This window comes from Desulfosporosinus sp. BICA1-9, assembly GCF_000802135.1.
In genome coordinates, this window is the sequence record NZ_JUEE01000027.1 from 23,144 (window position 1) to 47,240 (window position 24,097).

22 protein-coding genes and 2 pseudogenes are annotated in these 24,097 nt (G+C 48.7%); 1 reads left to right on the plus strand and 23 read right to left on the minus strand.

What is annotated here, in order from left to right:
• Position 1: 1 nt before the first annotated feature.
• Genes JL57_RS03515 through JL57_RS03525 form a run of 3 tightly spaced genes read right to left on the minus strand, consistent with a single transcriptional unit; the run spans position 2 to position 2,959 of the window.
• A complete protein-coding gene (locus JL57_RS03515) occupies positions 2 to 790 on the minus strand; it encodes a HisA/HisF-related TIM barrel protein (RefSeq protein ID WP_034140678.1) in 789 nt (262 codons plus the stop codon).
• Positions 791 to 811: 21 nt separating this feature from the next.
• A complete protein-coding gene (locus JL57_RS03520) occupies positions 812 to 1,873 on the minus strand; it encodes a hydantoinase/oxoprolinase family protein (RefSeq protein ID WP_291299648.1) in 1,062 nt (353 codons plus the stop codon).
• Between the two features lie 51 nt (positions 1,874 to 1,924).
• Complete coding sequence (locus tag JL57_RS03525) at positions 1,925 to 2,959, minus strand: ATP-grasp domain-containing protein (RefSeq protein WP_034140679.1); 1,035 nt, start codon at positions 2,957 to 2,959, stop codon at positions 1,925 to 1,927.
• 127 nt (positions 2,960 to 3,086) lie between these two features.
• Between JL57_RS03525 and JL57_RS03530 the strand changes: the two genes are divergently transcribed.
• Positions 3,087 to 3,764 carry a hypothetical protein gene (locus JL57_RS03530; protein WP_291299649.1) on the plus strand — a complete coding sequence of 226 codons (678 nt, stop codon included), beginning with the start codon at positions 3,087 to 3,089 and terminating at the stop codon, positions 3,762 to 3,764.
• Here JL57_RS03530 and JL57_RS03535 read toward each other — a convergent pair.
• The 20 genes and pseudogenes from JL57_RS03535 to JL57_RS03625 form a co-directional block, all read right to left on the minus strand.
• Positions 3,712 to 4,467 carry a (5-formylfuran-3-yl)methyl phosphate synthase gene (locus tag JL57_RS03535; protein ID WP_045691474.1) on the minus strand — a complete coding sequence of 252 codons (756 nt, stop codon included), beginning with the start codon at positions 4,465 to 4,467 and terminating at the stop codon, positions 3,712 to 3,714. The genes JL57_RS03530 and JL57_RS03535 overlap by 53 nt on opposite strands.
• A gap of 20 nt (positions 4,468 to 4,487) precedes the next feature.
• Positions 4,488 to 5,447, minus strand: a complete 960-nt coding sequence (locus JL57_RS03540; RefSeq protein ID WP_045691473.1) for a triphosphoribosyl-dephospho-CoA synthase — start codon at positions 5,445 to 5,447, stop codon at positions 4,488 to 4,490.
• Between the two features lie 13 nt (positions 5,448 to 5,460).
• Positions 5,461 to 6,369: a RimK family alpha-L-glutamate ligase gene (locus JL57_RS03545; RefSeq protein WP_291299650.1), complete on the minus strand. Its 909-nt coding sequence runs from the start codon at positions 6,367 to 6,369 to the stop codon at positions 5,461 to 5,463.
• 19 nt (positions 6,370 to 6,388) lie between these two features.
• The gene (mch, locus tag JL57_RS03550) at positions 6,389 to 7,378 is read right to left on the minus strand and encodes a methenyltetrahydromethanopterin cyclohydrolase (protein ID WP_034140680.1); all 990 of its coding nucleotides are present in this window, start codon (positions 7,376 to 7,378) and stop codon (positions 6,389 to 6,391) included.
• Positions 7,363 to 8,247, minus strand: a complete 885-nt coding sequence (locus JL57_RS03555; RefSeq protein ID WP_045691472.1) for a formylmethanofuran dehydrogenase subunit C — start codon at positions 8,245 to 8,247, stop codon at positions 7,363 to 7,365. Before JL57_RS03555 ends, mch begins: the two co-directional genes overlap by 16 nt.
• A 26-nt stretch (positions 8,248 to 8,273) precedes the next feature.
• Positions 8,274 to 9,179 (minus strand): formylmethanofuran--tetrahydromethanopterin N-formyltransferase, encoded by a 906-nt coding sequence (fhcD, locus tag JL57_RS03560; protein ID WP_034140681.1) that lies wholly within the window; start codon positions 9,177 to 9,179, stop codon positions 8,274 to 8,276.
• Entirely contained in the window at positions 9,170 to 10,822 is a 1,653-nt protein-coding gene (locus JL57_RS03565) for a formylmethanofuran dehydrogenase subunit A (protein ID WP_034140682.1), read from the minus strand. The genes fhcD and JL57_RS03565 overlap by 10 nt, the downstream gene beginning before the upstream one ends.
• Positions 10,791 to 11,750 (minus strand): annotated as a pseudogene (locus JL57_RS03570) (formylmethanofuran dehydrogenase subunit B); the annotation flags it as partial. The pseudogene JL57_RS03570 and the gene JL57_RS03565, both read right to left, overlap by 32 nt.
• A 12-nt stretch (positions 11,751 to 11,762) precedes the next feature.
• A complete protein-coding gene (locus JL57_RS33375; protein ID WP_291299651.1) occupies positions 11,763 to 12,098 on the minus strand; it encodes a hypothetical protein in 336 nt (111 codons plus the stop codon).
• The gene (locus JL57_RS03575) at positions 12,095 to 12,475 is read right to left on the minus strand and encodes a molybdopterin dinucleotide binding domain-containing protein (RefSeq protein ID WP_291299652.1); all 381 of its coding nucleotides are present in this window, start codon (positions 12,473 to 12,475) and stop codon (positions 12,095 to 12,097) included. The genes JL57_RS33375 and JL57_RS03575 overlap by 4 nt, the downstream gene beginning before the upstream one ends.
• Before the next feature lie 55 nt (positions 12,476 to 12,530).
• Positions 12,531 to 13,742: an ATP-grasp domain-containing protein gene (locus JL57_RS03580; protein ID WP_034140683.1), complete on the minus strand. Its 1,212-nt coding sequence runs from the start codon at positions 13,740 to 13,742 to the stop codon at positions 12,531 to 12,533.
• A 2-nt stretch (positions 13,743 to 13,744) separates the two neighbouring features.
• Complete coding sequence (locus JL57_RS03585) at positions 13,745 to 14,608, minus strand: NADP-dependent methylenetetrahydromethanopterin/methylenetetrahydrofolate dehydrogenase (protein ID WP_034140684.1); 864 nt, start codon at positions 14,606 to 14,608, stop codon at positions 13,745 to 13,747.
• A 65-nt stretch (positions 14,609 to 14,673) separates the two neighbouring features.
• The gene (locus JL57_RS33380) at positions 14,674 to 15,291 is read right to left on the minus strand and encodes a DUF447 domain-containing protein (protein ID WP_291299653.1); all 618 of its coding nucleotides are present in this window, start codon (positions 15,289 to 15,291) and stop codon (positions 14,674 to 14,676) included.
• A 31-nt stretch (positions 15,292 to 15,322) separates the two neighbouring features.
• Positions 15,323 to 16,672, minus strand: coding sequence for a DUF6513 domain-containing protein (locus JL57_RS03595; protein WP_034140685.1), 1,350 nt, complete (start codon positions 16,670 to 16,672; stop codon positions 15,323 to 15,325).
• 92 nt (positions 16,673 to 16,764) lie between these two features.
• Complete coding sequence (locus JL57_RS03600; RefSeq protein WP_291299654.1) at positions 16,765 to 17,397, minus strand: flavoprotein; 633 nt, start codon at positions 17,395 to 17,397, stop codon at positions 16,765 to 16,767.
• Entirely contained in the window at positions 17,372 to 18,352 is a 981-nt protein-coding gene (locus JL57_RS03605) for a beta-ribofuranosylaminobenzene 5'-phosphate synthase family protein (protein ID WP_034140687.1), read from the minus strand. The genes JL57_RS03600 and JL57_RS03605 overlap by 26 nt, the downstream gene beginning before the upstream one ends.
• Before the next feature lie 148 nt (positions 18,353 to 18,500).
• On the minus strand, positions 18,501 to 19,244 hold the full coding sequence (locus JL57_RS03610) for an MIP/aquaporin family protein (RefSeq protein WP_034140688.1): 744 nt from the start codon (positions 19,242 to 19,244) through the stop codon (positions 18,501 to 18,503).
• 121 nt (positions 19,245 to 19,365) lie between these two features.
• Positions 19,366 to 20,829, minus strand: coding sequence for a DUF2193 domain-containing protein (locus JL57_RS03615; protein WP_291299655.1), 1,464 nt, complete (start codon positions 20,827 to 20,829; stop codon positions 19,366 to 19,368).
• A gap of 348 nt (positions 20,830 to 21,177) precedes the next feature.
• Positions 21,178 to 23,043, minus strand: coding sequence for a sigma-54-dependent Fis family transcriptional regulator (locus JL57_RS03620; protein WP_291299656.1), 1,866 nt, complete (start codon positions 23,041 to 23,043; stop codon positions 21,178 to 21,180).
• 784 nt (positions 23,044 to 23,827) lie between these two features.
• Positions 23,828 to 24,097 (minus strand): annotated as a pseudogene (locus tag JL57_RS03625) (DUF3102 domain-containing protein); the annotation flags it as partial.

The following is a 24,097-nucleotide window of genomic DNA, read 5'->3' on the forward strand; positions in this document are numbered from 1 at the left end:
ATTAATTAATTAGTTGGTTTAGTTTTTCTCTTGTAAGTCGGCCATCATGCAGAGCGGTCGCCACAATCGCTCCCGCAACGCCCACCTGTGCTAACCAGCGCAAATCCTCAGATCCGGAAACTCCTCCGCCCAGGATTAAAGAACCTATCGTTTTATGGGGCTGTGCACCCAAGACGGTTAAGCATTCTTTAATTAGCCTTTTGTTTAGCCCCGTACCCGTGCCCACCTTACTTAGTTCTAATAATATAAAATTTTGAATGCCTAACTCCCTAAGTTCCCTTAAAGCTTGTGGAGGGGTAAGACGGGTAATTTCCAAGGCAGCACTCATAATTTTGGTATCCTTAATATCCAGGCTAACCACAAGTCGCTCTGCTCCATAGCGGTTAATGATCTCATGTAATATCTCAAGCGAAGGCAAAGTCTCCGTGCCAATAATGACATAGTCAACTCCGGCTTCTAATACTTTTCCAACCCCGTCAACGTCATAAACTCCCGCATCCACCATAAACGAAAGCTGTTCGAGAGGATTTACCCTTTCAGCATTTTTCCGCGCCACAAAATGCAAATGATCCTTCTTCAGGGAAGACATGATTGCGTCAAGATCTGCAACGTAAAACTCTCGAAGCCCCAACTGCTGAACAAATGCGTCCACAAGGGGAGAGAACTCCGACGATCTGCTCAAAACACTCTCTATTGGTTGATATTTTTCCCGCTCGCCCCGAACCCCGTGCACAACCACTCCAGCCTTGAGGTCCAAAGCGGGAATGATTCGGAATGGCTTTTTATTCATATTCAACATCCTTTTTTTGAATTAAGCTGCCAGTTGGGTAGCCAATAGCCGAGCCACCGCAAAGGCTGTCAACGCATAGCTTTCCTGTGCACCCGGGATACACTCCCACCAGGGAATCGCTTCCCACTCTAAACGTCTGGCTACTTCTTTCAGAAGAAATGCGCCCTGACTGGCCATGATTAACCGTTTTGGCCATGGTTGCTCCATTCGTGAAAGGAGTTGCCAGATCCCATCCAGCACTTGCTGGATCTGTTTTTCTTGAATAAATCGAGCCAGCGCATAAACGCCATTTCGACCGAATTCCTCGGGGTCGGCAGCAACCACACGCGCAAGACGTTGGGCACAGGCTGTAAGATCCCGTCCCCCGCCATCTGGGGTAGCGACATCATAATCCTCCTCCCTAATCAAGCCCAACAATCGATACACATCCGCGGTAATCGAAAAATATTCACTAGTCACTTTGCATGGCATGCCATTTACATGTACATAATCAACGATCGCTTGGACTTGGGTTCGCAGCACCCCTGTGTAGACCAGTTCCCCATATAATAAACGTTCGAGATCTGTACGCCCTTTGGCCACAACCTCCCCTCGAACCAGCGGCAGAATATCTGTCGTCGTGCTGCCCATATCGACAAGTAACGTAGCTTCATCGTTGACCAGTGGGCTTCGGGCCAAGGCGGTTGCACTGGCCAGCCAATTCGCTGCCGCCACCTCCAGTGGTTTCTCTCTCGTTTGAGACGGGCTAACAAAAACCCCGCGTGTTGTCCAAACGTAGATGGGTACATCGGTAAAAACTTGCTCAACCAAACGAAGAATTGTGATAACGCCTTCCGCTTTGGACTTGAAAATATCACACAGTTCTGCCGTCATAGTTAGAGCAACGCCCTGAAGCGTCTGGCCATCTCCCATTTTCCAGTTGTACTTGAAGTCCTCTAATACGCCTCGCAATCCTTCTGGGTCTCTCCACACCTCATGGTAAACAGAATCGCCTTTGGCTCGCACAACCCGACCACTCTCCATCTCCAACCAACACACCTTGGTATTGGCTCCGCCAATGTCCAAACCCATAAAAATAGACACTCTTTACCCCTCACCTTCACAATGGGTTTTCAGATTTGCGTACGTTTCGCCTTATGAACCCACTCGATATGTAAATGTTCCGCTTAGCTCAGGTGGAGCCGGTAAGCGCTGCTCCAGACAGGTAAGCCAAAGATCCTGGGCTAAATTCCGTTTAACAACTTCTCTCAACGCGACATAGGCCACAGAAATTCGGGAATTGATCTCCATGATCACAGGCCCCGTTACGCCGAGGACAAGGTCAACCCCAACAAATCCCGCAAGTCCATCTACCGCCTCGCAGGCACGCTTGGCAATGTCAAGGGCATCCTGGGCCTGTGGATGCTGATAGGGAATCGTAATCCCTTGGAAATAAAGCTCTTCATCCTGAGCTATGTGTTGACGATTCAAGCTTAATGGCAGCACCTGGCCGGCCGTGACGAAGCAACTGACGCTCACCGCCTCTCCTGAGATATACTCTTGTACCAGAAAAGGTGTGGGGCCTGATACCCCTTCAAATTGTTTCACGGCTCGGTCTAGGCGAACAGGATCTTTGATAACCATAACCCCCTGCCCTCCGGCCCCGGTCACTGGTTTAAGCACGATCGGCATGGGAAAACGTTCGACAATCCTGGCCTGCCAGTGAGAAGGCAAAGGCCATGTCAACCTCTCAGTGTACGGAACGGGTAAGCCCTGGCTTGCCAATAATTTTATGGTTTCCGCTTTATCACTGACCAGGGCCACCGCTTTGGCGGTTGAACCCAGCACCTTCTTTCCTTTCCTTTCGGCTGCACCGATGAGCCTGGCCAAAAGCCCGTCGGTCTCAGGAGCAATCACTAAAACAATATCACACCATTCCAACATTTCCTCATATTGATCAAGCCATGTTCCAGTCCCCTCCCCAGTCCAAGAAATGTGTATCCGACTGGCATAAGGGACTTGGACCATGAGATCCTTGACGCGAGACTGAAGGACCGTGGAAATTTCCAAGCCAGGGAGCTCAATAAAATCGCTCAGAACCGCATTGAGCATAGAAAATCCCAATAAAAACAAATCTTCGTTATCGTCCATTGCACCAGCAGAAAAAAACTCATAGATTAAGACTCGCAAAAATCCCTACCTCCTCAAAAACTCTTGGCTTTGGCAAAACACACGAATTCCTTTACAATAAGTAAAAGATTTAAACATATTTAATAATAACGCATCTCTTAAAAAAAATGACAGGAGGATGATTTTATTGCAAAAACCCATCATCATCAAACTGGGGGGAAGTTTGGTTTACCAGGAAGACGGCCAAGCCCTCAAGCCACTCGGAAACATCCTGCAATGTTTTTCCGCAAAACACCCTTTGCTCATCGTACCCGGCGGAGGACCCTTTGCAGACAGTGTCCGCGACTATGGAGAACGATTAAACCTCAGTGAGCCGACCTGTCATTTTATGGCCTTGTTAGCCATGGATCAGTTTGCTTACCTCCTTCAGTCGTTTATTCCCGGCAGCAGATTAACTGACCTCGCCGCTCCAGTGTCTTTTCAGCAATCGAGCTTCCCCTCTAGCCCCCAGATCCTCCTGTGCTCCCGTTACATAAGCCTCGTACCACCGGAGGACCTACCCCGGTCATGGAGCGTCACCTCAGATTCCATCGCGGCCTATCTTGCCAAACGGCTGGATGCTGCGCTCCTCGTCTTGTTAAAGAGCGTTGATATTGATCCAGAGGTCAAAGAACCGGACGTCGACGCTTATTTTCATGAAGCTCTCTCGCCCAATCTTCCGGTTTGGTTTCTGAATGGTCTTTATCCGGAACGACTTGCTGAACTTTTAGAGACCGGTCACACGCAGGGCGTCTATCTGGGGCCAAAGACCCCTACTTCTTTTGGGAAAAAAGTGCCTTTAGTCCAGTCACCCGTTGAGAAGTAACCTCCCCCCGCAAGCGATCTCCTCCACACGCAGCCGAACGCACCCCAATAATATCCGGACCTAAGGTGAGCAAAGAACCTATTTCTTCAGGCTTTAAAGATCCGGCCAAACCGCAGAAAAGCTGGCGATCGTGACAGTTAGCGATAAATTCTGCGCTTTGTTGCCTGGATAAAAAATTCGGCAGAGACGTTCCGTTTTTCTCCCAGGTATCCACAAGACAGCCCTGAGCACCGCCATCTTGAGCGAAAGTAGTAAATTCCTCTAAAGTCCAAGACGCGGAAGGCAGGGTGTCCGCATAAGCCACGGCAACCACGGGTATCTCTTCCGGCTGAACATACGCCACCCCCAGCCTTATTTCCTGAAGGGTTGTAACGATCTCCGCGCGCGTTGCATCAGCGAGAAATGCTATTTTCAGGTAATCCGGTTGGAACTGGGCGGCTCCCATAGCGACCAAAGCCGCTGCACTGGGTTTTCCCGGAAATTCGCCTAGGGCTACACTAATTGGCTTTTTACCTTTGTATACTCGACATATGTCTGCAATAACCCCGGGACGTGGAGCACCCAAAGCTCCTTCTGCCGGATTCTTGATATCAAGGACATCCGTACCTCCCTCGAACGCAACCTTCGCCTCCGCCAGATTAACCACACTGACCAAGAGCAAAGGGGCCGATGCCAAAAAAGGAGAGTCTAAAAATATGCCCATAGGAACCCACTCCTTGTTATTTATTCACTCGTTTGCAAGTTCACCTTGCCCCGGCGGTTTTTCTTCCAAAGCCCGAGCCCATTTTCTAGAAATAAAACAAAAAGGATGGCTGCAATTAGGTCCGCTGTCGAGCCAGGATTCAGGTGATGCCCATCTTCTCTTAACCAGGCATCAAACTCTGCGGCCTGCGCCCGTCCGGCATCTGTCCGCCACCCTCCTTCTTCCCAAATCATTTGAGCCCTCGCTTGAACTGTCTCACTTAAGCTTAAACCCACTTTGCGGGCAATTAGTGTATCCGGGAATTGGCTCAAAAGGAAGAGGTGTGTATGGGCAGTCGCATGGGGTAAAGATAGACCGGCGTTCAGAGCCCGTTCCAAGGCCGGAAGCCCCACCTCTAAGACCGTATGAAACTGGTTCACATATTCTAGGGCAACCATGTCCCAGCCAGCAGCTAAACGCATGGCTTCCAATAATGTAATATCCGGGGAATTTTCCTGGTAAACATCCTGGCTTTCCGAGTGCCCCATGCCTGAAGGGGTAGCTAGGCGAATGGCTTCATAGACGCAGCGGGTATCTTCCGCCGTAAGCCCCGTGAGGACATTGGCTATCTCCTTCGCCCAGCCCTCACGCTGCGGCTCTTTTTTCTCCCCAGCGCCATTCTTTTCCTCGCAACTTTGTTCCATCAGGCTCCAGGCCATCGCCAAAGGAACCAGAAGTAAGACCATCCCTAAATTTGTATTCGTCGGAACCGCCTGGCGCGTTGCCTGGATCGCCGCTCGGATGGTTTGTCCAACCCCAAGCGCTTTAACCCGACCCAACGGCTCGGCAATAGCCACCGCACTCATCTGGAAATCTTCCAGGGAACAGTCCGCAAAATCATTCAAACGGTTTACATTCCCCACTTTAGGCGCATTGGCTTCTAAGATGCAGGCCGCTTGCGCAGCCCAAGCAATATCCCAACAAAAATCATCCTTTGGCATTCTTTCTCGCCTTCTAATCTTTATTAATCACCAATTGCACCTGACGAATGGCATACTCTGCCAGAACCCCGGCAATGTCGACATTAGTCACCGATTGCAGGCCAGTCCAGCCTGGAATCCCATTGGCTTCAATAATATAGGGTTGCCCGTGACTGATTAGTATATCTACACCAACGTAATCTGCTCCTAAAAGCTCTGCCGTTTTAAGGGCTAACTGGCTCAGGACGGGATCCGGTTCTACGTATTCCGCAATCGCACCGCAGGCGATATTAGTCTTCCAATTTTCTCCACGGCGACGCATCGCACTGATTACTTCCCCACCGACAACAAAGAGTCGGTAATCTTCATTATTATGCGGTAGAAATTCTTGTAAATAATATACATAGCGCCCCATCTCCAGGGCTCGAAAAACGCGGTAAGCCACCTCCGGATCCTCGACCATGACCATGCCTGTTCCGAGGGAGCCAAAAAGGGGTTTCACAACCACTGCCCCCATCTTCCTCACAGCTTCCATCCCCTGATCGAAGCTTTCGGTCACGACGGTTTTGGGTACCGGCAAGCCCGCATCGGCTAACAAAGCAGACGTATAGAACTTGTCAACTGTTTTTTCCAAGACTGCAGCCCGATTAATGACTTTTAAGCCGAGTTTTTCCAACCGATGCAGTACATCGACCCGGTAAATCACTTGTTCCAGGGATCCGCCAGGCAGCGAACGGACAAGCAAGGCATCCAGATCCCCGAGGTTTTTTCGAGACCCATCCGAGCCCGTGATGATGGTTGCGGGCTCCGGGATAAACGATGTCAGGCGCTGAGGGGAAACGAAGCTAACTTCTGCACCTCTGTTTTGCAGGGCTGTGGCTAAAGCTTGTATGTGAGGTCCTTTTGCTGTTCCCATGATCCCCATCCGCACTCTTTGACGCATATTTTTGTCCCCTCTTGCTTTAACTATCTTTGTCCTGCGCTTCAAGCCCAAAAGACGAGGTTAGCAGGTCTGAACGGACAGAACCGGCATGGAAGGAACGACCGCTTTGCAGATTACTCAACCACACTTCCGCCGGACTAAATAAGAGCGGATCGATGTCATAGAACGAGCCATACCGCTCGAACAGTTTCCCAAACAGTTCGCCGTAATCACGCGAGGCCAGTGACGGGATCTGCCCAATTAGAGAGGCCAGCTTCTCGTCGTCATCGCGCAGATGATAATGAACGGTAGCGCCATAAAGCACGGCATCGTTTGTTCGACCCAAAGCTTTGAGATCATCGGCAGCAACCGGCGGAATCGGGCAAATGCCCCATCCGCTTTCAATAGCTCCCAGGTCATACCCCAGCGCCATGAGCTTATGCAAACCGGTTTCCACCGCACGAGCCGCGATTTGGACCGAACCAACCGGCGACGCTGTAGGCGCGACTAAAATATAGAGATTAGACGGTTCGCACCCGCACTTCTCAACGATCATCTCCACAGCCGCTTCAGTAGGAAGTTTGCGGTTTTCTAAGCAAAGGATGGCAACCGGGGAGGGATCTTCATAGCCTAACTTGGCAAACAGCTCTTCTGTATGAGCCACAGCTCGCCCAGGCCCGGATCCCATAGCCGAAAACTTGTCTTTTTTAATAAACCAGCCGGCATATTGGGAGGCCAGGCAAGCACGGATGGGATGATCGGTTACTACTTCGACCGCAGGCCAGCGCAACCCGCCAAAATCTGCCCAGTGCATCTTCACCTGTGCGAGGCCCCCCAGGCATATCGAAGCGAAGGCGACCCCTGCTTCCCACCCCCCTGGAGCATTGATCCCGCAGTCAATCACCGTGGTCCCACTGACTAGGTGGACTGCCACCTGAAGCTGTTCACGGCGAGCGATGAGGTCTTGGACGATCGGAAGCGCTTGTTGATTGGGGCTAAGTTCAGGCACTGTTTTTAATGACAAAGACATATTAAAATTTCCCCCTTTCCCCCTTCATTAGCGTCACCACTGTAGCGGCGAAAGGACACGTCTTGAGATGAAGCTGGCAGCGAGAAGCCTTCCCGGATAAGTTGATTATACAATAAACTCCAAAAGGGAACCTTATAGGTACAATTGTAATAAAACGTGGGCAGAAGAACTTTCGGCTGAAAAAGAATCACGGTGCCGCGGTGCATTTTCGCACCGACCCGAATCCCTGGAGTTCCTTGAATGAGAATCGTGCCCGCCATCATGCCAAATCCCGGCACGTCTCCGCAATCTCCTTCGACCGCGATGAGCCCTCGGGCCATGCGCGCTCCAAGCATTTGCCCAGCATTACCCCCAATCAGAATCGTGCCACCTGTCATTCCTTTCGTTTTACCTCGATAAGCGGATCCGACAAAATGACCCACTGAACCTTTCACCCGAATGTGCCCGCCTTCCATATGGGCACCCAGCCAATCAGCGGCATTTTCCTGAATCACAAGGGTTCCTCCACGCATAAGCGCTCCGGCGTGGAAACCCACCGACCCCTGAATCACCATTTCCCCTGCGGCCATGCCTTGCCCAAGCCGCTTGAATTTGGAAAGGTCTCCCTGTAACACAAGCTTTGCCAAATTCTTTTGGCCTTTGTTAGACGAATTAAACACAGGATCAGCAACACCGTTCTTAGTCTCTTCGAGCGATGCAATCTCGACATCAAAGTAGTCGCCGACCCTTGCTTGGCGATTTCCACACCACAGGAGCATACTTTCGATCTCCTGAATTCCTTTTTCGGTGACATTCTCGGGGTTGATACTTTCTGCTTCCACCGGCACAGAGGGGATTTTTTTCAGAACCAGTGTCACTTGCGTTTTCATGCCTTACCCCCTATCCCTTTTAACTCTTAAATCAAGATCTCTTGGAGATGAAAATGATGTTTACCCAAACGTCCTCCGTAATTGCCTGCGGTAATCCTCTGGACGCCCGGCACTTGAGTCGCTGCGTTGATCCCCACCTGCATCGCCCGGCTCACAGCCTCGAAGGTAAGTCCATCGATGACAATCTCCAGCACGGCATTGACTCCATCGGGAAGCAGGCTATCAAGGCGTCCTCGAATCGTTGGACAATAGGCTGTATTCGTCGAGGCGGAAAGAAATTTGTAGTTTGACCCAACCTGACTCCCACTGCGGACCACACCGCCCGGGAAGGGAAGGATAACACCACGAATGGTACGCATCTCCTCTACCGCAGCTTCCGCGGCCAGAAGGGCTGCCTCCGCGCTTTCAGCCAAGATAAGGAAATTCCCGCCGCCAATCGCTTTGGCTACGGTGAACTCCTCTTGGACTAAAAATTCGCCATCCATAACTGGAATCCGCCAATAGCGCTGATTTCCAATAACTTTACTCGCTTGATAACTATCTCCAAAAAAACGCAGCTTTCCTCCGATATTGACTTTGTTCAAGGTATCCCCTTGCCCCTGAAATTCCGGTAATTCTCCGTCGAAGCAGGCTGAAGTCGGGGTGGTCATAATCGCCTGACCGATACGTTTGATAAGGTGTTTTTCCATGTCTTCTTTCGAGAAGGCAAAAAAGAGGCAATCCAAGCCGAACCGGCCATCCGGCGTACTCGCTGTAGGTCCCTCAATCCCAGCTTCGACCCCACATCCGATAACTGACGTCGCAAAGCCGGTGGCTGCCAAGGCGGCGTAGCGAGCCCATCGTTCGTTTACCGCAGTAACTGTCACTCTTGTGCCACGCATCGTAAACGCCTCGGCGAACGTTTCTTCGATTTCTACACCATTTAAATACATGGGATCACCTCCGGGCGCTCAACATACTCTTCTTCGACGGCGAAATTCGAGAGCGCAATCGAGTAGAATTTCGCAAAATCATCAGCCAGATCTGGAGGCAATTTCTGTGAGCCCTCAGGCTGGACAAATAGTGTCCGGCCCCTAACATTCTTGATCACCTGTCCCTCGCGAACGATAACCTCTCCATCTTTTAAGACATAGGCTGGGCGAGAAAACATCGCTTCCTTATCTTGTTGAAGCCGATAAATGGCCACGTCCGCATCAGCGTCAACCCCCAAGTGCCCTTTACGGTAAAGTCCCAGAGCTTTTGCCGGACCGGCACGGGTAATGATGGCGATTTCATCGAGCGTGTATTCTCGGTCTAATTCCGCCAAGCAAGTATAACGAACAGCTTTCGGGTTTAGTTCTGCCATCCGTGCCCTGCGATAGTCTGCATCCATAAGTAAGCGGATGATTTGTGGATAAGCTGTAAACGGTCCCGCATTGGGATGATCAGTCGTCAGGAAAATCTGCCACGGATTCTTGACCAACAGGAGAAGTTCTAAGCCAATGGACCATTGGATGGCATTTACCAGATTGCTCGGGCGATAGATTAAGGGAACGATGCCTGCCCCCGACTCCATCTCAACGTCTGCATTCGCCCACTTGTTGCCGGTTAACTGGTGAAGGTGGAATTGCATGGGAGAATCCGCAGTCATCGTGGTCACTGGACCGAAAACAATCTGCCCAGCGTCACACGTAAATTCAGGGTGTTGGTTTAGGTACTCCGCTATCTGGGGCGCTCCTGATGCAATGCCCCCTTTTTTTGTTGCGCCATACGAGTGAAACTGCATATGGGTCAAATGTACGCGGCGGCCTTCAAGCGTACGCATGGTTTCCAACGTCGTCTGCACATTTCCGGCTTCGCCGAGGTGATTGGAATGAAGGTGTATGGGGTGGGGCAGATGCAACTCCTCCACCACGTCAACCAATTCCAAGAGCATCCGTCGCGGCGTCACGCCAAACGGAGGAACGGGGGTATCGAGATTGACCGAACCCTGGCTCCATTTCCAGCTTTCGATGCCACCCGGGTTCACAATTTTCACAGCATATCCTTTGCTGCTCCGTAAAAGCCAAGCTACAAGATCCCTTAGTCGCTCTTTTCGTTTCTCAGACTCAGGTTCACCAAGGACTTTCATCATCATGTAGTTATTGCCCATGAGCGTAAAAAAACCCGCGTCAAGTAAGGGTGTATCTTGAAGTTCTTCGTGCGCATGACGGGCCAGCAAGGCCGGAACAGCCGCTTCGAAGACTGTCGTATAACCAAGCCTCGAGTATAACTGGCCCGTTAAAAATGTACTTGGAATTGTGTATCCCGTTCCCGAGCGCGTGGCGAGCGTCTTGGAATGAACATGATCATAGTGGTCTTCCGGACACATCATGCGTGCGGTATTTACCTTCGGGCCCGCTAAGTGGCTATGAATCTCGACGCCACCCGGCATCACGGCACATCCAGCGGCATCGATCACCTCAATATCGCCCTTGTGGTTTTGAGGAAAGTGAGGCTCTGCGATAATTTTACCGCCCTCAATGCAGATGTCTTTTAGCTCTCCTCTGACCCCGTTTGCTGGATCATAAACTTGCCCGTTGATAATCTTTAACATCCGTTATTCTCTCCTTTATGGATTTTACCACCTCTAGATCGGAAGGAAACGGGAAATCCACCAACTTCTTAACATGCAAAGCCACGCTATCCATCCGGTAAAACGTACCTGCAGCCCCTACCCCTGCAGGTGCTACAGGGATCACTACGTTGGCCCATGAGGTAGTCCAATTTTCATGGGGTTCCAAGACAATGATGGGAATATTTTTAAGATGCTCAACTGCAGCTTTAGGAAGATGAGCCCCAGGGTCTGTAGCAATGATTAGGGCGGCATCTACCTCCCGTCGAACCAACAGATCCATAACACTGAATTCTCCCGGATTGTAACGCGGATACCCACGGCTCAAATTCACAGCAAAGGGATACCCAGTTTGCCAGGTCAAAACCTGATTGCTGCCATTGACATTACCGTGACCACGCATTGGAATAGCATAGAAGCGAGTGAACTCATTCATTTCCCCGACCAGTGTATTAATTTGTTCCAAATTTAACTCTTTCCCCCGGCTCTGCGTAAGACCAATTCCAAACATGACAACCCCGTAATGGCACTCCTTCATTAAGGCAACCAATTCCCGCCACTTGGACAAAGGTACACCAGCGACGGTACTGGATTCACTAAGCCCCTCTAAAGGTAAACCTTTGATTAAGGCGCGTAAGACTGTGGCAATCTCAAAGTCTTGTCCAGGAGTGACCTGTAAAAATATATCGGCCTGTTTTGATGTTGCTGTCGGTCGTACATCAATCACGACCACTTTCCGACCTTTGCGGCCTTCCGGAACGAAAAGCCCTTTTGATAACGCAGAATAGCGGCTAAGATGGCGCATATGGGCTTCCATAGGATTGCAACCCCAGTAAATTAAGAGGTCTGCCCGATTCTTTACTTCGCCTAACGTACATGAAGCCAGTCCAACTGACTGGCGGGCAACAACGCCCGGACCGTGTCAGTAGGACGAAGGGTTATCCACGATTCCCCCGATCAGTTCGGTCAAGACGACAGCCTCACGCTGCGCTTCGGTTGTCGTACTACATAAACCGTAGACAAGCGGGGATTTGGCTTTTGATAATATCCGTGCCGCTTCATTCAATGCTCCATCCAGGGTAGCGGGTTGACCGTTGATACGGACCGAAGCCAAATCTGATTGGGCGTGCATAAGTTTGTTTCGACCAATTAGGCAAGCCCGTTTCACTTTTACAATTTTGTTGTTTGCCACTTCGACTTCAAGGTCGTCACAAAGACTCCCGCAGAAAGTACATACGACATCCTGATAGATACTCATTTACGTATCTCACCCCCTAGATTAGTCTGCTGAGAAAATTCAAGTTCTGGTTCTAACGTTACGAGTAATCCCTTAAAATCCGGAACTCCTGTTCCATGTGTTTCTCCACTGATTAATTGACTAGCTGTCGGGCCCAGCGGCAGAAAGAATAATCCGCGCGGCCCTTCCGTGGGCCGGCAGGTGACGATGACTTCACCATCAGGGCTTTTTAACCGAGCTCTTTGGCCCGGAGCCATTCCCAGGGCAGCGAAATCCTCGGGATTAATCGCCAGCGTCGAGGTTTCTTCGAGGTATTCCGGGGTTAATTTCCCGTTCTCCATCGTGGCACCTTGCCGGCCGGTTCGCACGGTAATTAGTAAACCGGAAATAATGCCCATGACGCACCCCTCCTTTAATCAATAGTTGTCCAAACTAACTTGCTGCTTATGCGGTTTAGCGGGCAGCGGATGACTTGATATCACCAAAAACCTGGCGGGCCCATTCTGACTTTACTTGCAAGCTTTGCCAACAAGCGGCATCACTCGCAGCGCCGCTTAAAACGGTACAGATGGGCTGGCCGCTCTCCAGCCTGGTTCCGGCGGGCGGAATATCGCGCACTCCCTGCTCGTATAGAGACTGGATATCCAAATCTGCCGTGACTTGGAAAGAGGATTGGGCATAGACGATACTTTTTCCCCAAAAACCTTGCCAGCCCTGCTTGTGAACTGGCTTACGGTTGTCTCCGCTGGGGGGGAACGAATTCTGTCCCTTTGCTTTACAAGCGGCAATATGAGGGGAAAACAAACGTTCTCCCCTCCACTTCTCAATCAGTTCCACTGAAGCTGACCAACGAGGATTCAATTCCAGAACCCAAATCCCGCTCGAGTTAACTATAAAATCCAGGGTGTTAACCCCTCTTAAGCCAAAAGCTGAGGCAAGGTGTTGACTGATGCGGATCAAATCCTCTTCAAAAGTCCTCAGCCCCGGTAGGAATGAGCTATCGAATGGCACAATATTTCCGGCATAGATAAAAGGCTGAGACCCCTGTATTCCAGTCAACTGACGGCTGGTCCCCAACACAACCGCCTGTCGTCCGTCCGCCAAGAAGGTGACTGAAGCCGGAATACCGGAAATATATTCCTGGACAATATACCGGGACGGATCCCCTAAGCCGGAGATCCGCGCCCGAGCATCCACCTTTTCCTGGGGCAATTCGACAATCCCGTGTCCCCCGCCCCTGTTCAGGGGTTTCAGAAGCCATTTTTTCCCTATCTCATCCGGGCTCCACTGTTCCACGCGATAAAATTCGGGCATCGCGATCCCAATTTCAGAAAGGGCCTGCCTGAGTTGCCACGGATCCCGCACCTGCTGTAATGCAGAAACCCCGTTCCCGCACAACAAGCCACGCTCCTCCCAGAAAGTTAATTCCTCGGGGTGGTTTTCCGGTCCGGAAACATAGACCAGTCCTTGACAAGTCAAGCCTCGGGCAACCTGCAGCAAATTTTTCACGGTCGGAGCCAAACCAAGGTCATTCACGATGCCCACGGTTTTTCCACACCGCCGGGTGTCTAAATCTCCAAAGAAATCAATCCCCCTGACCGGGTAGCCTGACTCCACAGCGGACTCCATCAGTGCTCTGATGCTTGCCCCGACAAGAAGGAACATTTTTAGGCCTCCATTTTCTTAGCCAAGGCATAAATAAGTGAAAAATCTAAAACCTGGTCATTGCGCTCAAACAAAGCCTGAACGGCAGCGCGGTGCACTTTCATTTTCAAGTTGCCGATCGCAATCGCACCGTACAGAATTTTCCCTTCCCGTTCCTTGCCATTGTCCGTAACTTTCATTCCTTCCACGCCTAACGGTTCTACCGCATTAATGTCCGCAATGATTTCCAGCGAACGGGCAGAAGCCCACGCCGCCTGCTCCAGCAGTTGCACACCCGCGGCACCGCAACTGGCCACAATGTTAATTCCTTGGGCTAAGATTTTTTCCACATCCTCAGGACTGGCTGCTTCTACAGGTTTTACTTTTACACCGTTATTTTCCTCCATGTGCTTGCAAACTTCCTGAGAACGCGCAAGTTGACGCGAAGAAAGGAATACCTCACATCCCTCCTGCGCCAGCAGCGTAGCCGCCCGGATCCCCACCGGACCCGTACCGGCCAGGATCAGAGCTTTCTTGCCCTTAAGATCCCGCCCCCGAGCAATTTTATGCACTAAAGCGGCCGCCGTCGTATTACAGCCATTGGCATCAAACATCACCGAGACCCGGAAATCCGCAAAAAACGTGTCAAGGACTTTTCTCATCAGCTTTTCCGCCGTCGGCACCTGGGTGCCGCCTATAAATACGGCCGTATTGCGCAATCCTTCTCCGCCCCGGGTAAAGATTGCCCCGTACACAAGATTCGCAACTTCCTCCAGCTGAACCCCTCCATAGGCCAACACCTGATCCGCTCCGGCATCGTAGGCCGTAATCTGATCAAAGACACTCGCTTTAGAATCTGATTCGAGATGAATTAAGATTTTTTTCATACTAAACCCTCCCTGTTAAATATATCTGGCGCCTAACTGCCGCCTATCCCTAACCCTTGGCTTCATCACAAGCTTGCTTTTCTTCCGTCCCCGGAAACTATCGGCACCTGAATTCCCTTACCGACCAAAAAGCTGCCTACTTTGTTAAATGCCTCCCGTTCCCGGTTTCCGCCCGTTTTCTGAACCAATTCCAACCACACGGGCCAAGGATCGATTATTTTCCCCATTGGCAGCCATTGCCAGCGGGTCGCTGCGATAGCCGCTTCCAAAACGGCCCCTTGAGCCCTGCAGAATCCGGCAAATCCTCCCCTTTGCTCACGATGCTCAATCTTTCCCTCTAGGAAAGCCGGTTCGGTGGATGGATCAAAACGGGTAACCGTAAATTCCCAGATTGTACTCGCATGCGCCATACTCGGTGGTCGAACTTTTTGGGAAGGCACAGATGGCGGGCAGCCAGAGTAAAGAGCTGTTTCCACAAAAACCAAAACATCGTCCGTGAAGTTGATAACGCCCTGTCCTGTCGCTTTCAGATTCTCGTAAGTTTGTGAACCTGGATAAAGGCGGAAAACGATCCGTTTGACTGGAGAGCGTTCGAGATCTGTATCGGAAATGTGCAAGCCCATCGGAGCAAAATTCACAATACCATCATGACTGATAGACGAAAGGATAGTTTCAAGAATCATAATAATTCACCTGCATCCGTTGCCTTTCCCTTCACTGATATAACCCCCAACGCAGCGGATCATCCTGCACATATTTTTTGCCTAAACGCAAAGCCATCTCCGCTTTCCCTAACTCTCGGCCAAGATAGAAGGCATGATTGGAATCTTGAATACTGAGCCGGGAAAAAAGTTCTTGCGCAGAAGTCCCCTGAAAGAAAATAAAAGCGTTAAAAATGTAAATAAAGCGGTCATCCACAAAAATACGATAATTTTTATCCTTAATCTCCGCCTGCATCTCCCTTAATTCTGCTGCCTCATACGAATTGCCAAAAGGATCTTTAATGGTTAATAAGCTATAATCCAGATGCTTGGGTATCCTTCCCTCCGTGATGGCACGATACATCAACTTTCGGGCCAGACTTGTTTCCCTAACTGCGCCCCGGGCCCGGTGGCTTACTTCCGTCGTAAGGATGTAATTCACGTTAAGCTCGGTGGCCATACCAACCATCAGAGCATTAATTCCCGTGCTGTCTGCATCAATGAGTTCTGTCACATTTCCCAAACCCATAAGCAAAGGGCATTCCGGAAAATCTCGTCTGAGCTTGCGGTACCGGCTGATGCCTTCGACCAAACCCATCGTCAAAGGAGGTAGAATAGGGTCGAGAATACAGGGCGTATTCCACTTGGTCAATGTCTCCAGGTTACGGTACAGAGAACTTAAGTCTTCCCCATCATCAGGAATTAGCACCACCGGACAATCCAGAATTTTAGCCAGCTCCAGATTGTTCGAGTTCAAGCTGAGCACTAAATCCACTCCGGCCCGATTCGCTGCCAGAATATCTTCTTCTTGGAGGCTGTCAATACTTACCTTAAAGCCTTCCGCTTTAAGGGTTCGGATAACATCCCGCAGATGGGGAAAGGGCTGATCGACATCCCCTCCGATATCGATGATCTCGGCTCCGCTCTCCCGGTAGTAGTAAGCTCTTTCTACAATTTGGGATAGGCTCATCCTAGGGGCATTGACAATTTCAGCGAGAATCTGGATAGGTGAAGTCATCTGATCTTGTTCGGGTTCCGGAGTGGAACGGTTCGGGTACTGCTCTCCTTTTAGAAAAGGAGGCAGATCCTTTAAATCAGCCGGGCCTCTCCGGACTTGGCAGCCCGTAGCTTGAACGATAGGTTCCAGGGAACCTTGACTCAAACCAGGAATTACGATAATTTCCTCTCCGCTTAAAAGAAGCTCCTCGCCAAGCTTGCGCGCGATGAAGTCCGTCGTCATCAGCGCTGCCACCGTGCATTTAAGGGCTTTGACCTCAAACAGCATCTCAAGATTTGTTTTTTCGATTAATTTTATAAGAGCCCGATAAGCAATAGTTCCGGTAATCAATAAATATTTCTCCATAGAAACAACACCTTTTTCCGGAAGAGATTAGACAGCTGTTAGGCGCAGGCAGAAGCCTTAGCTGCACATATGCTGTCTATAATATTTTCTGTTTAAACAAGAAAAGTATGCAAATGGGATTTTAATTGTTCCGGGTCGGCAACCAGTGTCACACCGGGCCAGCCCGCTAAACGGTTTATATTTTCTAGGTCGATCTTTCGTGCATGGACCATAACCTGATCTCCCCGCGGTGTTAACGAATTAATTTCCGGTTTGGAATCACAAGGCAGCAATATCGTCGGGATTTGACACTTACCGGCATGGGCAAATAGATTCGTAATTAAATTATCTGCTATTCCACTCGCCATCTTGGCAATAGAATTTGAAGTCACCGGGGCGATGACAACCAGCTTGTACTCTCCCGTATACAGTTTTGTAATCGGCCGGGAACCGGCGCTTGTATCTAAAAAGATACGATATTGGGACTGTTTTAGCTTTTCAAATAAGCCGTAGTCGGGGAGAACTTCTCTGGCTGCTTTGGAAAGAAATACATCGGCCTGTTTTATGGCGAGCAGAATATCGAAACACGAGGACAAAAAATGTCCGGCTCCTGTTATCCCCCAGGCTATCCTTGATTCAATCCTTTTCCCCTGTTCAGTCATCGTGCCCCTATACTCCTCTCCTGATTCCCCTAATCTAAAAATAACTCCGTTAGTACAACTAACGCCAACCCCAATCTGCGCCACGATTTACCGCCCGCGCCACCCACACTTGACCATGGTTATCCATAAAATTGCGAGTGCCTTCTACTAAGGCAGCTAAATTCTTCTGATCCGTAAACCCGTATACCGTTGGCCCCCAAGAGCTTTGGCCTACTCCGGCAGCCCCTTGAGATAACATGTAGTCCGCCACTAGAGCACCTTGGGCCGTAGCAAACCGTCCCCCTTGCACCGGGGTAAAATAGTCGCCTAAATACTCCTGAATTTCAGTCACAGCCTGCCCAAAGTGTTCCAAGTCCTTTTCTATTAATGCGGGCAGCAACTTCAGAAGAAGAAGCCGGCTAATTTTACCGGATATATGCTCCTCCATCGGCAACATACCCTTAAAGACCTTTTCTTCCTTACTACCAAACATTTTCTCTTCCTTATTAGGAATAGCTATAATGACAGCCCATTCCTCAGGAAATGGGAGGCGGGTGAGCAGCGGAGGAACGTGAAATTTTGTCTCCGTTAAATTCATTTTGTCCCTGGCCGTGGTCGGTTTTCCCCCGTCAACCAGAAACCCTCCCTGTTCAAATCCCGCTACCCCGATTCCGGAGCGGCTTCCCTCCCGGTCTGTCACCCCTGCCAGTTCCAGCAGGGACGGCTGCAACCCGTATAGACGGGTAAGAGCAAAACCCAGTGCCAAAGCGAGCTGAGTCCCGGAACCCAAACCACTGTGACTTGGCAGGGACTGAATGATGTTGATTTTAGCGCCAGGTAAGGAATAATGTTCGAGATACTGTTGAGCAATGAGCCTAACCCTGCTTCTCTCAGAATCCGGACTGTCAATGCAAAGTCCGTTTTTCTTCTCCGCTGTTAACTCCAACTGGGGTTGATCAATAGCTAAGCCCAAACCTCCATAAAGACGACCCAACGAGCCATTTAAGTCCAATTGTCCGAGGTGTAAACGGGCGCCTGTTTTCACCCAGAATTTCGGCATACATTCATCACCTTTCCCTGGCAAAGTAGGAAACTGTTGTTGCGGTTAACTGTATTTTTCTACCGATAGCCTTCTTTCTTAAAAGGCAAGCCCCAAAGACGGAGCCTGCCTTCTAAGAAACCATTTTTCAAATTTAGCCAATTTTCCCTCAATCTTCCTTCACTACACCATCATAAAGCCAGACCGCCAAGATCGCACCGATAATGGGAGCTACAAGATAAATCCAGTAAACTGACCAACCGTTGGGACCACCCACCAAGCTATCAACAAAAACCGGTCCAAAAGTACGAGCAGGGTTTATTCCTTGTCCGGAAATGTTTCCCATCGTGGTAATCAAGCCCGCAACAATAAGTCCGATGATCAAACCAGCCCAACCCTGAGGGGCTCTTTTATCGACCGCAATCCCCATAATGGTTAACATCAGAATAAACGTTCCGACCAGTTCTGCAATGAAGACGCCGGTAAGGCTCATTCCCGGAAAAGGCCCGGGAGCACCCAAACCGCCGACTGTTGCCCCTTTGCTGCCGAGCATAGCCAATATTGTGACCGCACCGAGAGAAGCACCAACAAATTGAGCCACCAGATAGGGAATCAGTTCTCCAGTAGGAAACCGTTTACTAATCCAGAGAGCAATTGTAACCGCCGGATTCATGTGAGCTCCCGATACCGGTCCGAAGATGTAAATGGCGGCCGCGATTACAATTCCAAAAGCCAAACCGATGGCTAACCAATCTCCCAGACCCCCTAAAGCACCAATACCGATATTAAAAGTGGAAGCTTTTTTTTCCCCTTCAGCCAACATCAGGGTCACTGCCGCAGATCCTGCACCAACCGTAACAAGCATCCAAGTTCCAATTAATTCAGAAATGAATTTCTTAGTCAATGAAGCCATTCTAACCACCCCTTTTTTGATTATGATCAATAGGGCTACGAATATTCAGGGACGAGAGGAGGCAGCTTTGGCGCCGCCTCCAACTCTCCTTACCATTTACTCTGAGCATTCGGTTTTGCTGTTAAACAGCACTGTTCCAGTTACAGTAGTTACACCGCTGTACTAAACTGACTACAGCGCAGTCTTTGCAAACTCTTGCAGGTGAACCCGCTTTTGTCGGATCTAAGGCGATAATGTTGGTCATTAACGTTGCTGTCACTGGTTCGCTAGTCAGAAGACAAGGGAAATCTGCCAGACGCATCAGCGAGGAGAAATGTACCGTTATTCCGCACGCAGGGTAAGTATAGCGCTGAGGATTGGCAACCACCTCATTGGCATCAACAGCACTTAGTTGAACCTGAACTCCTTTTACTTTTCCAGTTTTCAAGATTTTACTACCACGGTTAATCATGTCCATAAAGTCTACATTGTGAAGTTCAGCCGCAGGCCCGCGATCTGGAAATTTTTGGACAAAGTTTGTGTAACGTTTAGCAAGAAGATCAACAACCATCGGTACGGTGAAAGCGTCTTTTTCAAGGATGTAAGTTGTGGCAGCAGCCGTTGATCCTGTTGCAACGCTCAAAATATCATAAGGACTCTTGTAGCCTTGATCTAAGCCTAACTTTAAGGTTTGCTCCATGACATCTGTTGTCGCTTCAATAATAGCCATAGTCATGTCATCTTTGCACATGTTAAACATGGATTGCGAAATGTGATGGGCTACATCGCCTACGCAATACGCCGGTACGGTGACAATGTTACCGTAATGTACTCCCGCCTTAACCGCGGCTGCAACCGCCGGGCGCATTCTTTCTTTATAGATTTCCATATATTTCTTGACGTCAAATGAGGAATGTCCAAAATCTGTCATTAACTTTGTTTGGGCTTCAATCGGGCGATCATAAACTAGTTGCAGCATGGCAATTTCTTCTTCGACTGCCTTTGCTGTCGTCGATCCGGCATTGATCGCAGCTGCGAAAGCCGCACCAATTCCATAAGAGGTATTCATTCCCCAGGATTTTGAAGATAAAATGGCTTGCTTATATTTTGTCTCCATATTCATGCCGGTTAAAATAGTGTTCACAACGTTACTGGTTGATCCTGGAACGAAAGCAAAATCTACCACGCATGTAGGACCGTAGAAACCACCATAGCGTCGTAAAGACTCCTTGCCAATCAAAGCCTCATTTGACGCAATCGCCTCGATGAACTGTTCTACTGCACCCCTGAACGCCGGATCCACTTCGTAAAGGATTTCGAGGATAGGTGGAGTTTGGTAATGCTCGACGAAGGGATCGTCTTCAGGACGAACCGTATCTGTGAGTTGTAACAATGTTTCATAATGGGCATTCACAGAATCAACATGAAGACGAATCACTTCAGGACTTTGTCCTTCTCCAACGGTCATCGCGTTGACGGCGTCGACATACGGTTTGGCGTCAGTAATTTTAAACGCTCCACCTCTTTTTGCCTTAATCACGCTCAAATCTGCTTTTTGAGCTGCTAAGGCTTCCGTGATCATTTTGGTATACAGTCCTTTTGACATGAACTTAAAACCCCCCATTTTTTTATTTGGGTACCCTTGTATTGTACCCATATACCTATATAGCAACTAACATGCCAAGCCCTCAATTTGCCTTTAGAATATTATAATTCATCTTAATTATCGCAATTTAGTATAAAATACGTTTTTAATTAACGGATCTGTGCTTGTACGAGTATTAGAGCACATAAAACATTGCTCAAAATTGATACATTGTTCAAAATTGGAACGTTACATTGTTTTAACAGACAAATCAAAAAAGAGCTCTTCGATCGACTTCGAAAGAGCCCTTTTTGACTAAAAGGTCAGTATTTTTAACTACCAAATTTTGTCCATTGCCCTGACACCCATTTAAGCGTTTGGGATGGAAATATGGTACTTTCTTAGTTTTCGGTAAAGTGTATTACGGGCGATGCCTAACGCTGAAGCGCAATGGGTAATATTCCAGCCTGCCATGTCCAGGGCCTCAATGATTAGCGTCTTCTCCAGTTCCCCCATGGAGGAGACATTGCTTTTGGCTTGCGCAGGTGGTTCGCTTAAGCCTTGTAATGACTCCGGTAAATGTTCGGTCGTAATGATTCGTCCCTTTGCTAAGTTCACAGCACGTTCAATGGCATTAGAAAGTTCGCGCACATTTCCCGGCCAGAAATAGTTCTCTAACGCTTGAGCAGTTTTTCTGTCAAGCTCACTTAGTGGTAAGTGGAGCAGCTGCGAAAATTTATGAATATAATAATCTACCAACAGTAGGATGTCTCCTTTTCGGTGACGTAAAGGAGGCACCGAAATATTAATAACGTTTAGGCGGTAGTACAGATCTTCCCGAAAATTACCCCTCCGAACTTCTTCCTTCAGATCCCTATTGGTTGCCGCAATCACTCTAATGGTAACCGCAATAGGCTTAAATCCCCCAATACGAACAACTTGTTTCTCTTGAAGTACTCGCAATAAAGATACTTGCGTCTCTAATGGCATGTCCCCGACTTCATCCAAAAAAATCGTGCCTCCGTTGGCCAACTCAAATTTACCTGGCCGGCCCCCGCGCTTTGCCCCGGTAAATGCACCTTCTTCATATCCGAAAAGTTCACTCTCCATAAGCTCCCGCGGGATGGCTGCACAGTTAATGGCAACAAATGGACCACGACTGACCGGGCTGGCATTGTGTAAAGCTTGGGCAAACATTTCTTTACCCGTGCCGCTTTCGCCCTGTAAGTAGATTGAGGACATGCTATCTGCAACAGCCTTAGCCACTTGGATACTTTTTAGCAGTGACGCGCTTTGTCCAATAATGTCTTCGAACGTAAAATGTGCTCTTGCCCCAACTATTCTATTAACTAAGCGGTGTACATTTTTTATTTCCCGAAGGATTGCCACACCACCACAGACTTCTAGGTTTTTGTCAATAATAGGTTGCCCTGAAAACAAAAAGCGCACCTGCCCGTACCCTGTGTCGAGGGAAATCTCGCGGTCAATAATCGTACGCCCTTCATTAAGCATTACAGTCGAAATATATGAGTTTTTTAGAAGATCGCCAATCAATTGACCTTTGTAGCTCTCAGAGTTAATATGCAAAATTTTATACGCAACCGGATTCAACCTGGTAATCCTTCCTGCTTCATCAAAAGAGATAAGCCCCTCTGACATAGACTGCAAGATAGCATTAACATTATTATAAGCGCGAACGATTTCCGCATTCGCAGACTCCAAGCGCAGTAAATTCTCGATTGCTTCGGCTGCTGCGACGACCATCCCTAATGTATGAGCGTGAGCATGATGATAATCTCCAGAAACATCTAGAATTCCTATCATTTCGCCGTTTTCTCCCCTGATAGGCGCCCCCGAACAAGTAATCCCATGGTTCATTCGGGAAAAATGCTCTGTCGCAAAAACTTGAAGTGGTTTTTCCTCAATTTTTACTAGGCCCATAGCATTCGTTCCTTTGTTCTCTTCGTCCCAGAATTCACCAATTTGAAAATTACTGTTTTGATCTAAGATATATTGGTCCCCTAAAAGCTCAAGTATACAGGCCTCATGGTCAAGTAAAATAACAACGAAGCCCGAGCCTTTTACCAACTGATAGAGTCTCTCCAAAAAAGGTTTAGCCACTTCAATAAGCTTTCGATTATATTTTCTCCGAATCTCTATCCCGTGTTCGGAAATTCGTGCGGTTTGAACCATTTCCGGGTTTAAATTTCTCGCCAGGCAACGTTGCCAAGACAACTTGATTATAGGATTTACCTGGGCTATCGTACTATTAGTAATCCCCTTTATAACAAAATCTTCCCAAGCATGGTATAAATGTTGAATATATCGTCACCTCACCTTACGACCCAATATAAGTATTTTCATGAGGGGCCACAACGGCATCTGAATCGGTCTTAAAATCTGAGTTCAACGGGACAAGGTGTGATTAACTTTACTCAGGATGTATCTGTTCTTGTTGCAGACAGCTCTGTAATCTAAATGTTTGCCCCATGTAGCGTCTTATAAGTTCGCCCCTCAAGCTTTGCCAATGCGCAGACCAGATGAAAATTCACGGTAATTTGCATGGGTGAAGCTAAGTTTCATTCTGTTTAAAGAAGGCTCCTCTATCAGTTTTTGGACCAGCAAACTTACCAGATATAACAACAAAAAAGACCGTCGTATTAATACTGCGTGCACTATCCCCCTTGGACAAGTACCGCTACGGTCGACAAAGAATTTGTTAAATTGTATTTCTTTGATCTTTTCCTTTGAATACTAAAATATCATATTATATTTTAATATATATAATTTTTTGATTTATGTCAACTATTTTCCGGAAAATTTCTACCATAGCTTTTGTCTCCTCAGCATGCAAGTTTTAATAAGCATCAGACAAATAGTTAATTTAGTAGATAACAAACGGCTTATGTTGTTATTGGCACAATCGAATTTAGAACTTGAGGTTAGTAAAAAAGCTCTAGAAGATAAGCAGGCTTTATTACTTACAGGGAAACATTTCCATATTAACCACATTATACTACAGTAGGAGCCCTTGGGTGTAGTTCAAATGTTGCACCGGTGCACCATTTGAGCTCTCTCCCCCGTCGGGGGAGGAGAGGATAGGCCCGTACTCCCGGAAGGTTTTCATCAGTCTGCTGGCTGTGCTTCGGGAGTAACTCACTGATTCAGTCAGCCATTTGAGCCACTCCCCATGGGGTACCAGCTCTTTGGCTTCCGTCAGACAACCTCCGATCTCAACGGCGTTGCTAAGCAGCATTTTGCCGCTTTCTTCCTTGATAAAGTTAATCTC

Excerpts from the sequence above, each read along its gene's own strand:
- JL57_RS03515 (WP_034140678.1), bottom strand. The coding sequence starts at position 790 with ATGAATAAAAAGCCATTCCGAATCATTCCCGCTTTGGACCTCAAGGCT.
- JL57_RS03535 (WP_045691474.1), bottom strand. The coding sequence starts at position 4,467 with ATGGGCATATTTTTAGACTCTCCTTTTTTGGCATCGGCCCCTTTGCTC.
- JL57_RS03540 (WP_045691473.1), bottom strand. The coding sequence starts at position 5,447 with ATGCCAAAGGATGATTTTTGTTGGGATATTGCTTGGGCTGCGCAAGCG.
- JL57_RS03545 (WP_291299650.1), bottom strand. The coding sequence starts at position 6,369 with ATGCGTCAAAGAGTGCGGATGGGGATCATGGGAACAGCAAAAGGACCT.
- mch (WP_034140680.1), bottom strand. The coding sequence starts at position 7,378 with ATGTCTTTGTCATTAAAAACAGTGCCTGAACTTAGCCCCAATCAACAA.
- JL57_RS03555 (WP_045691472.1), bottom strand. The coding sequence starts at position 8,247 with ATGAAAACGCAAGTGACACTGGTTCTGAAAAAAATCCCCTCTGTGCCG.
- fhcD (WP_034140681.1), bottom strand. The coding sequence starts at position 9,179 with ATGTATTTAAATGGTGTAGAAATCGAAGAAACGTTCGCCGAGGCGTTT.
- JL57_RS03565 (WP_034140682.1), bottom strand. The coding sequence starts at position 10,822 with ATGTTAAAGATTATCAACGGGCAAGTTTATGATCCAGCAAACGGGGTC.
- JL57_RS33375 (WP_291299651.1), bottom strand. The coding sequence starts at position 12,098 with ATGAGTATCTATCAGGATGTCGTATGTACTTTCTGCGGGAGTCTTTGT.
- JL57_RS03575 (WP_291299652.1), bottom strand. The coding sequence starts at position 12,475 with ATGGGCATTATTTCCGGTTTACTAATTACCGTGCGAACCGGCCGGCAA.
- JL57_RS03580 (WP_034140683.1), bottom strand. The coding sequence starts at position 13,742 with ATGTTCCTTCTTGTCGGGGCAAGCATCAGAGCACTGATGGAGTCCGCT.
- JL57_RS03585 (WP_034140684.1), bottom strand. The coding sequence starts at position 14,608 with ATGAAAAAAATCTTAATTCATCTCGAATCAGATTCTAAAGCGAGTGTC.
- JL57_RS33380 (WP_291299653.1), bottom strand. The coding sequence starts at position 15,291 with ATGATTCTTGAAACTATCCTTTCGTCTATCAGTCATGATGGTATTGTG.
- JL57_RS03595 (WP_034140685.1), bottom strand. The coding sequence starts at position 16,672 with ATGGAGAAATATTTATTGATTACCGGAACTATTGCTTATCGGGCTCTT.
- JL57_RS03605 (WP_034140687.1), bottom strand. The coding sequence starts at position 18,352 with ATGCCGAAATTCTGGGTGAAAACAGGCGCCCGTTTACACCTCGGACAA.
- JL57_RS03610 (WP_034140688.1), bottom strand. The coding sequence starts at position 19,244 with ATGGCTTCATTGACTAAGAAATTCATTTCTGAATTAATTGGAACTTGG.
- JL57_RS03615 (WP_291299655.1), bottom strand. The coding sequence starts at position 20,829 with ATGTCAAAAGGACTGTATACCAAAATGATCACGGAAGCCTTAGCAGCT.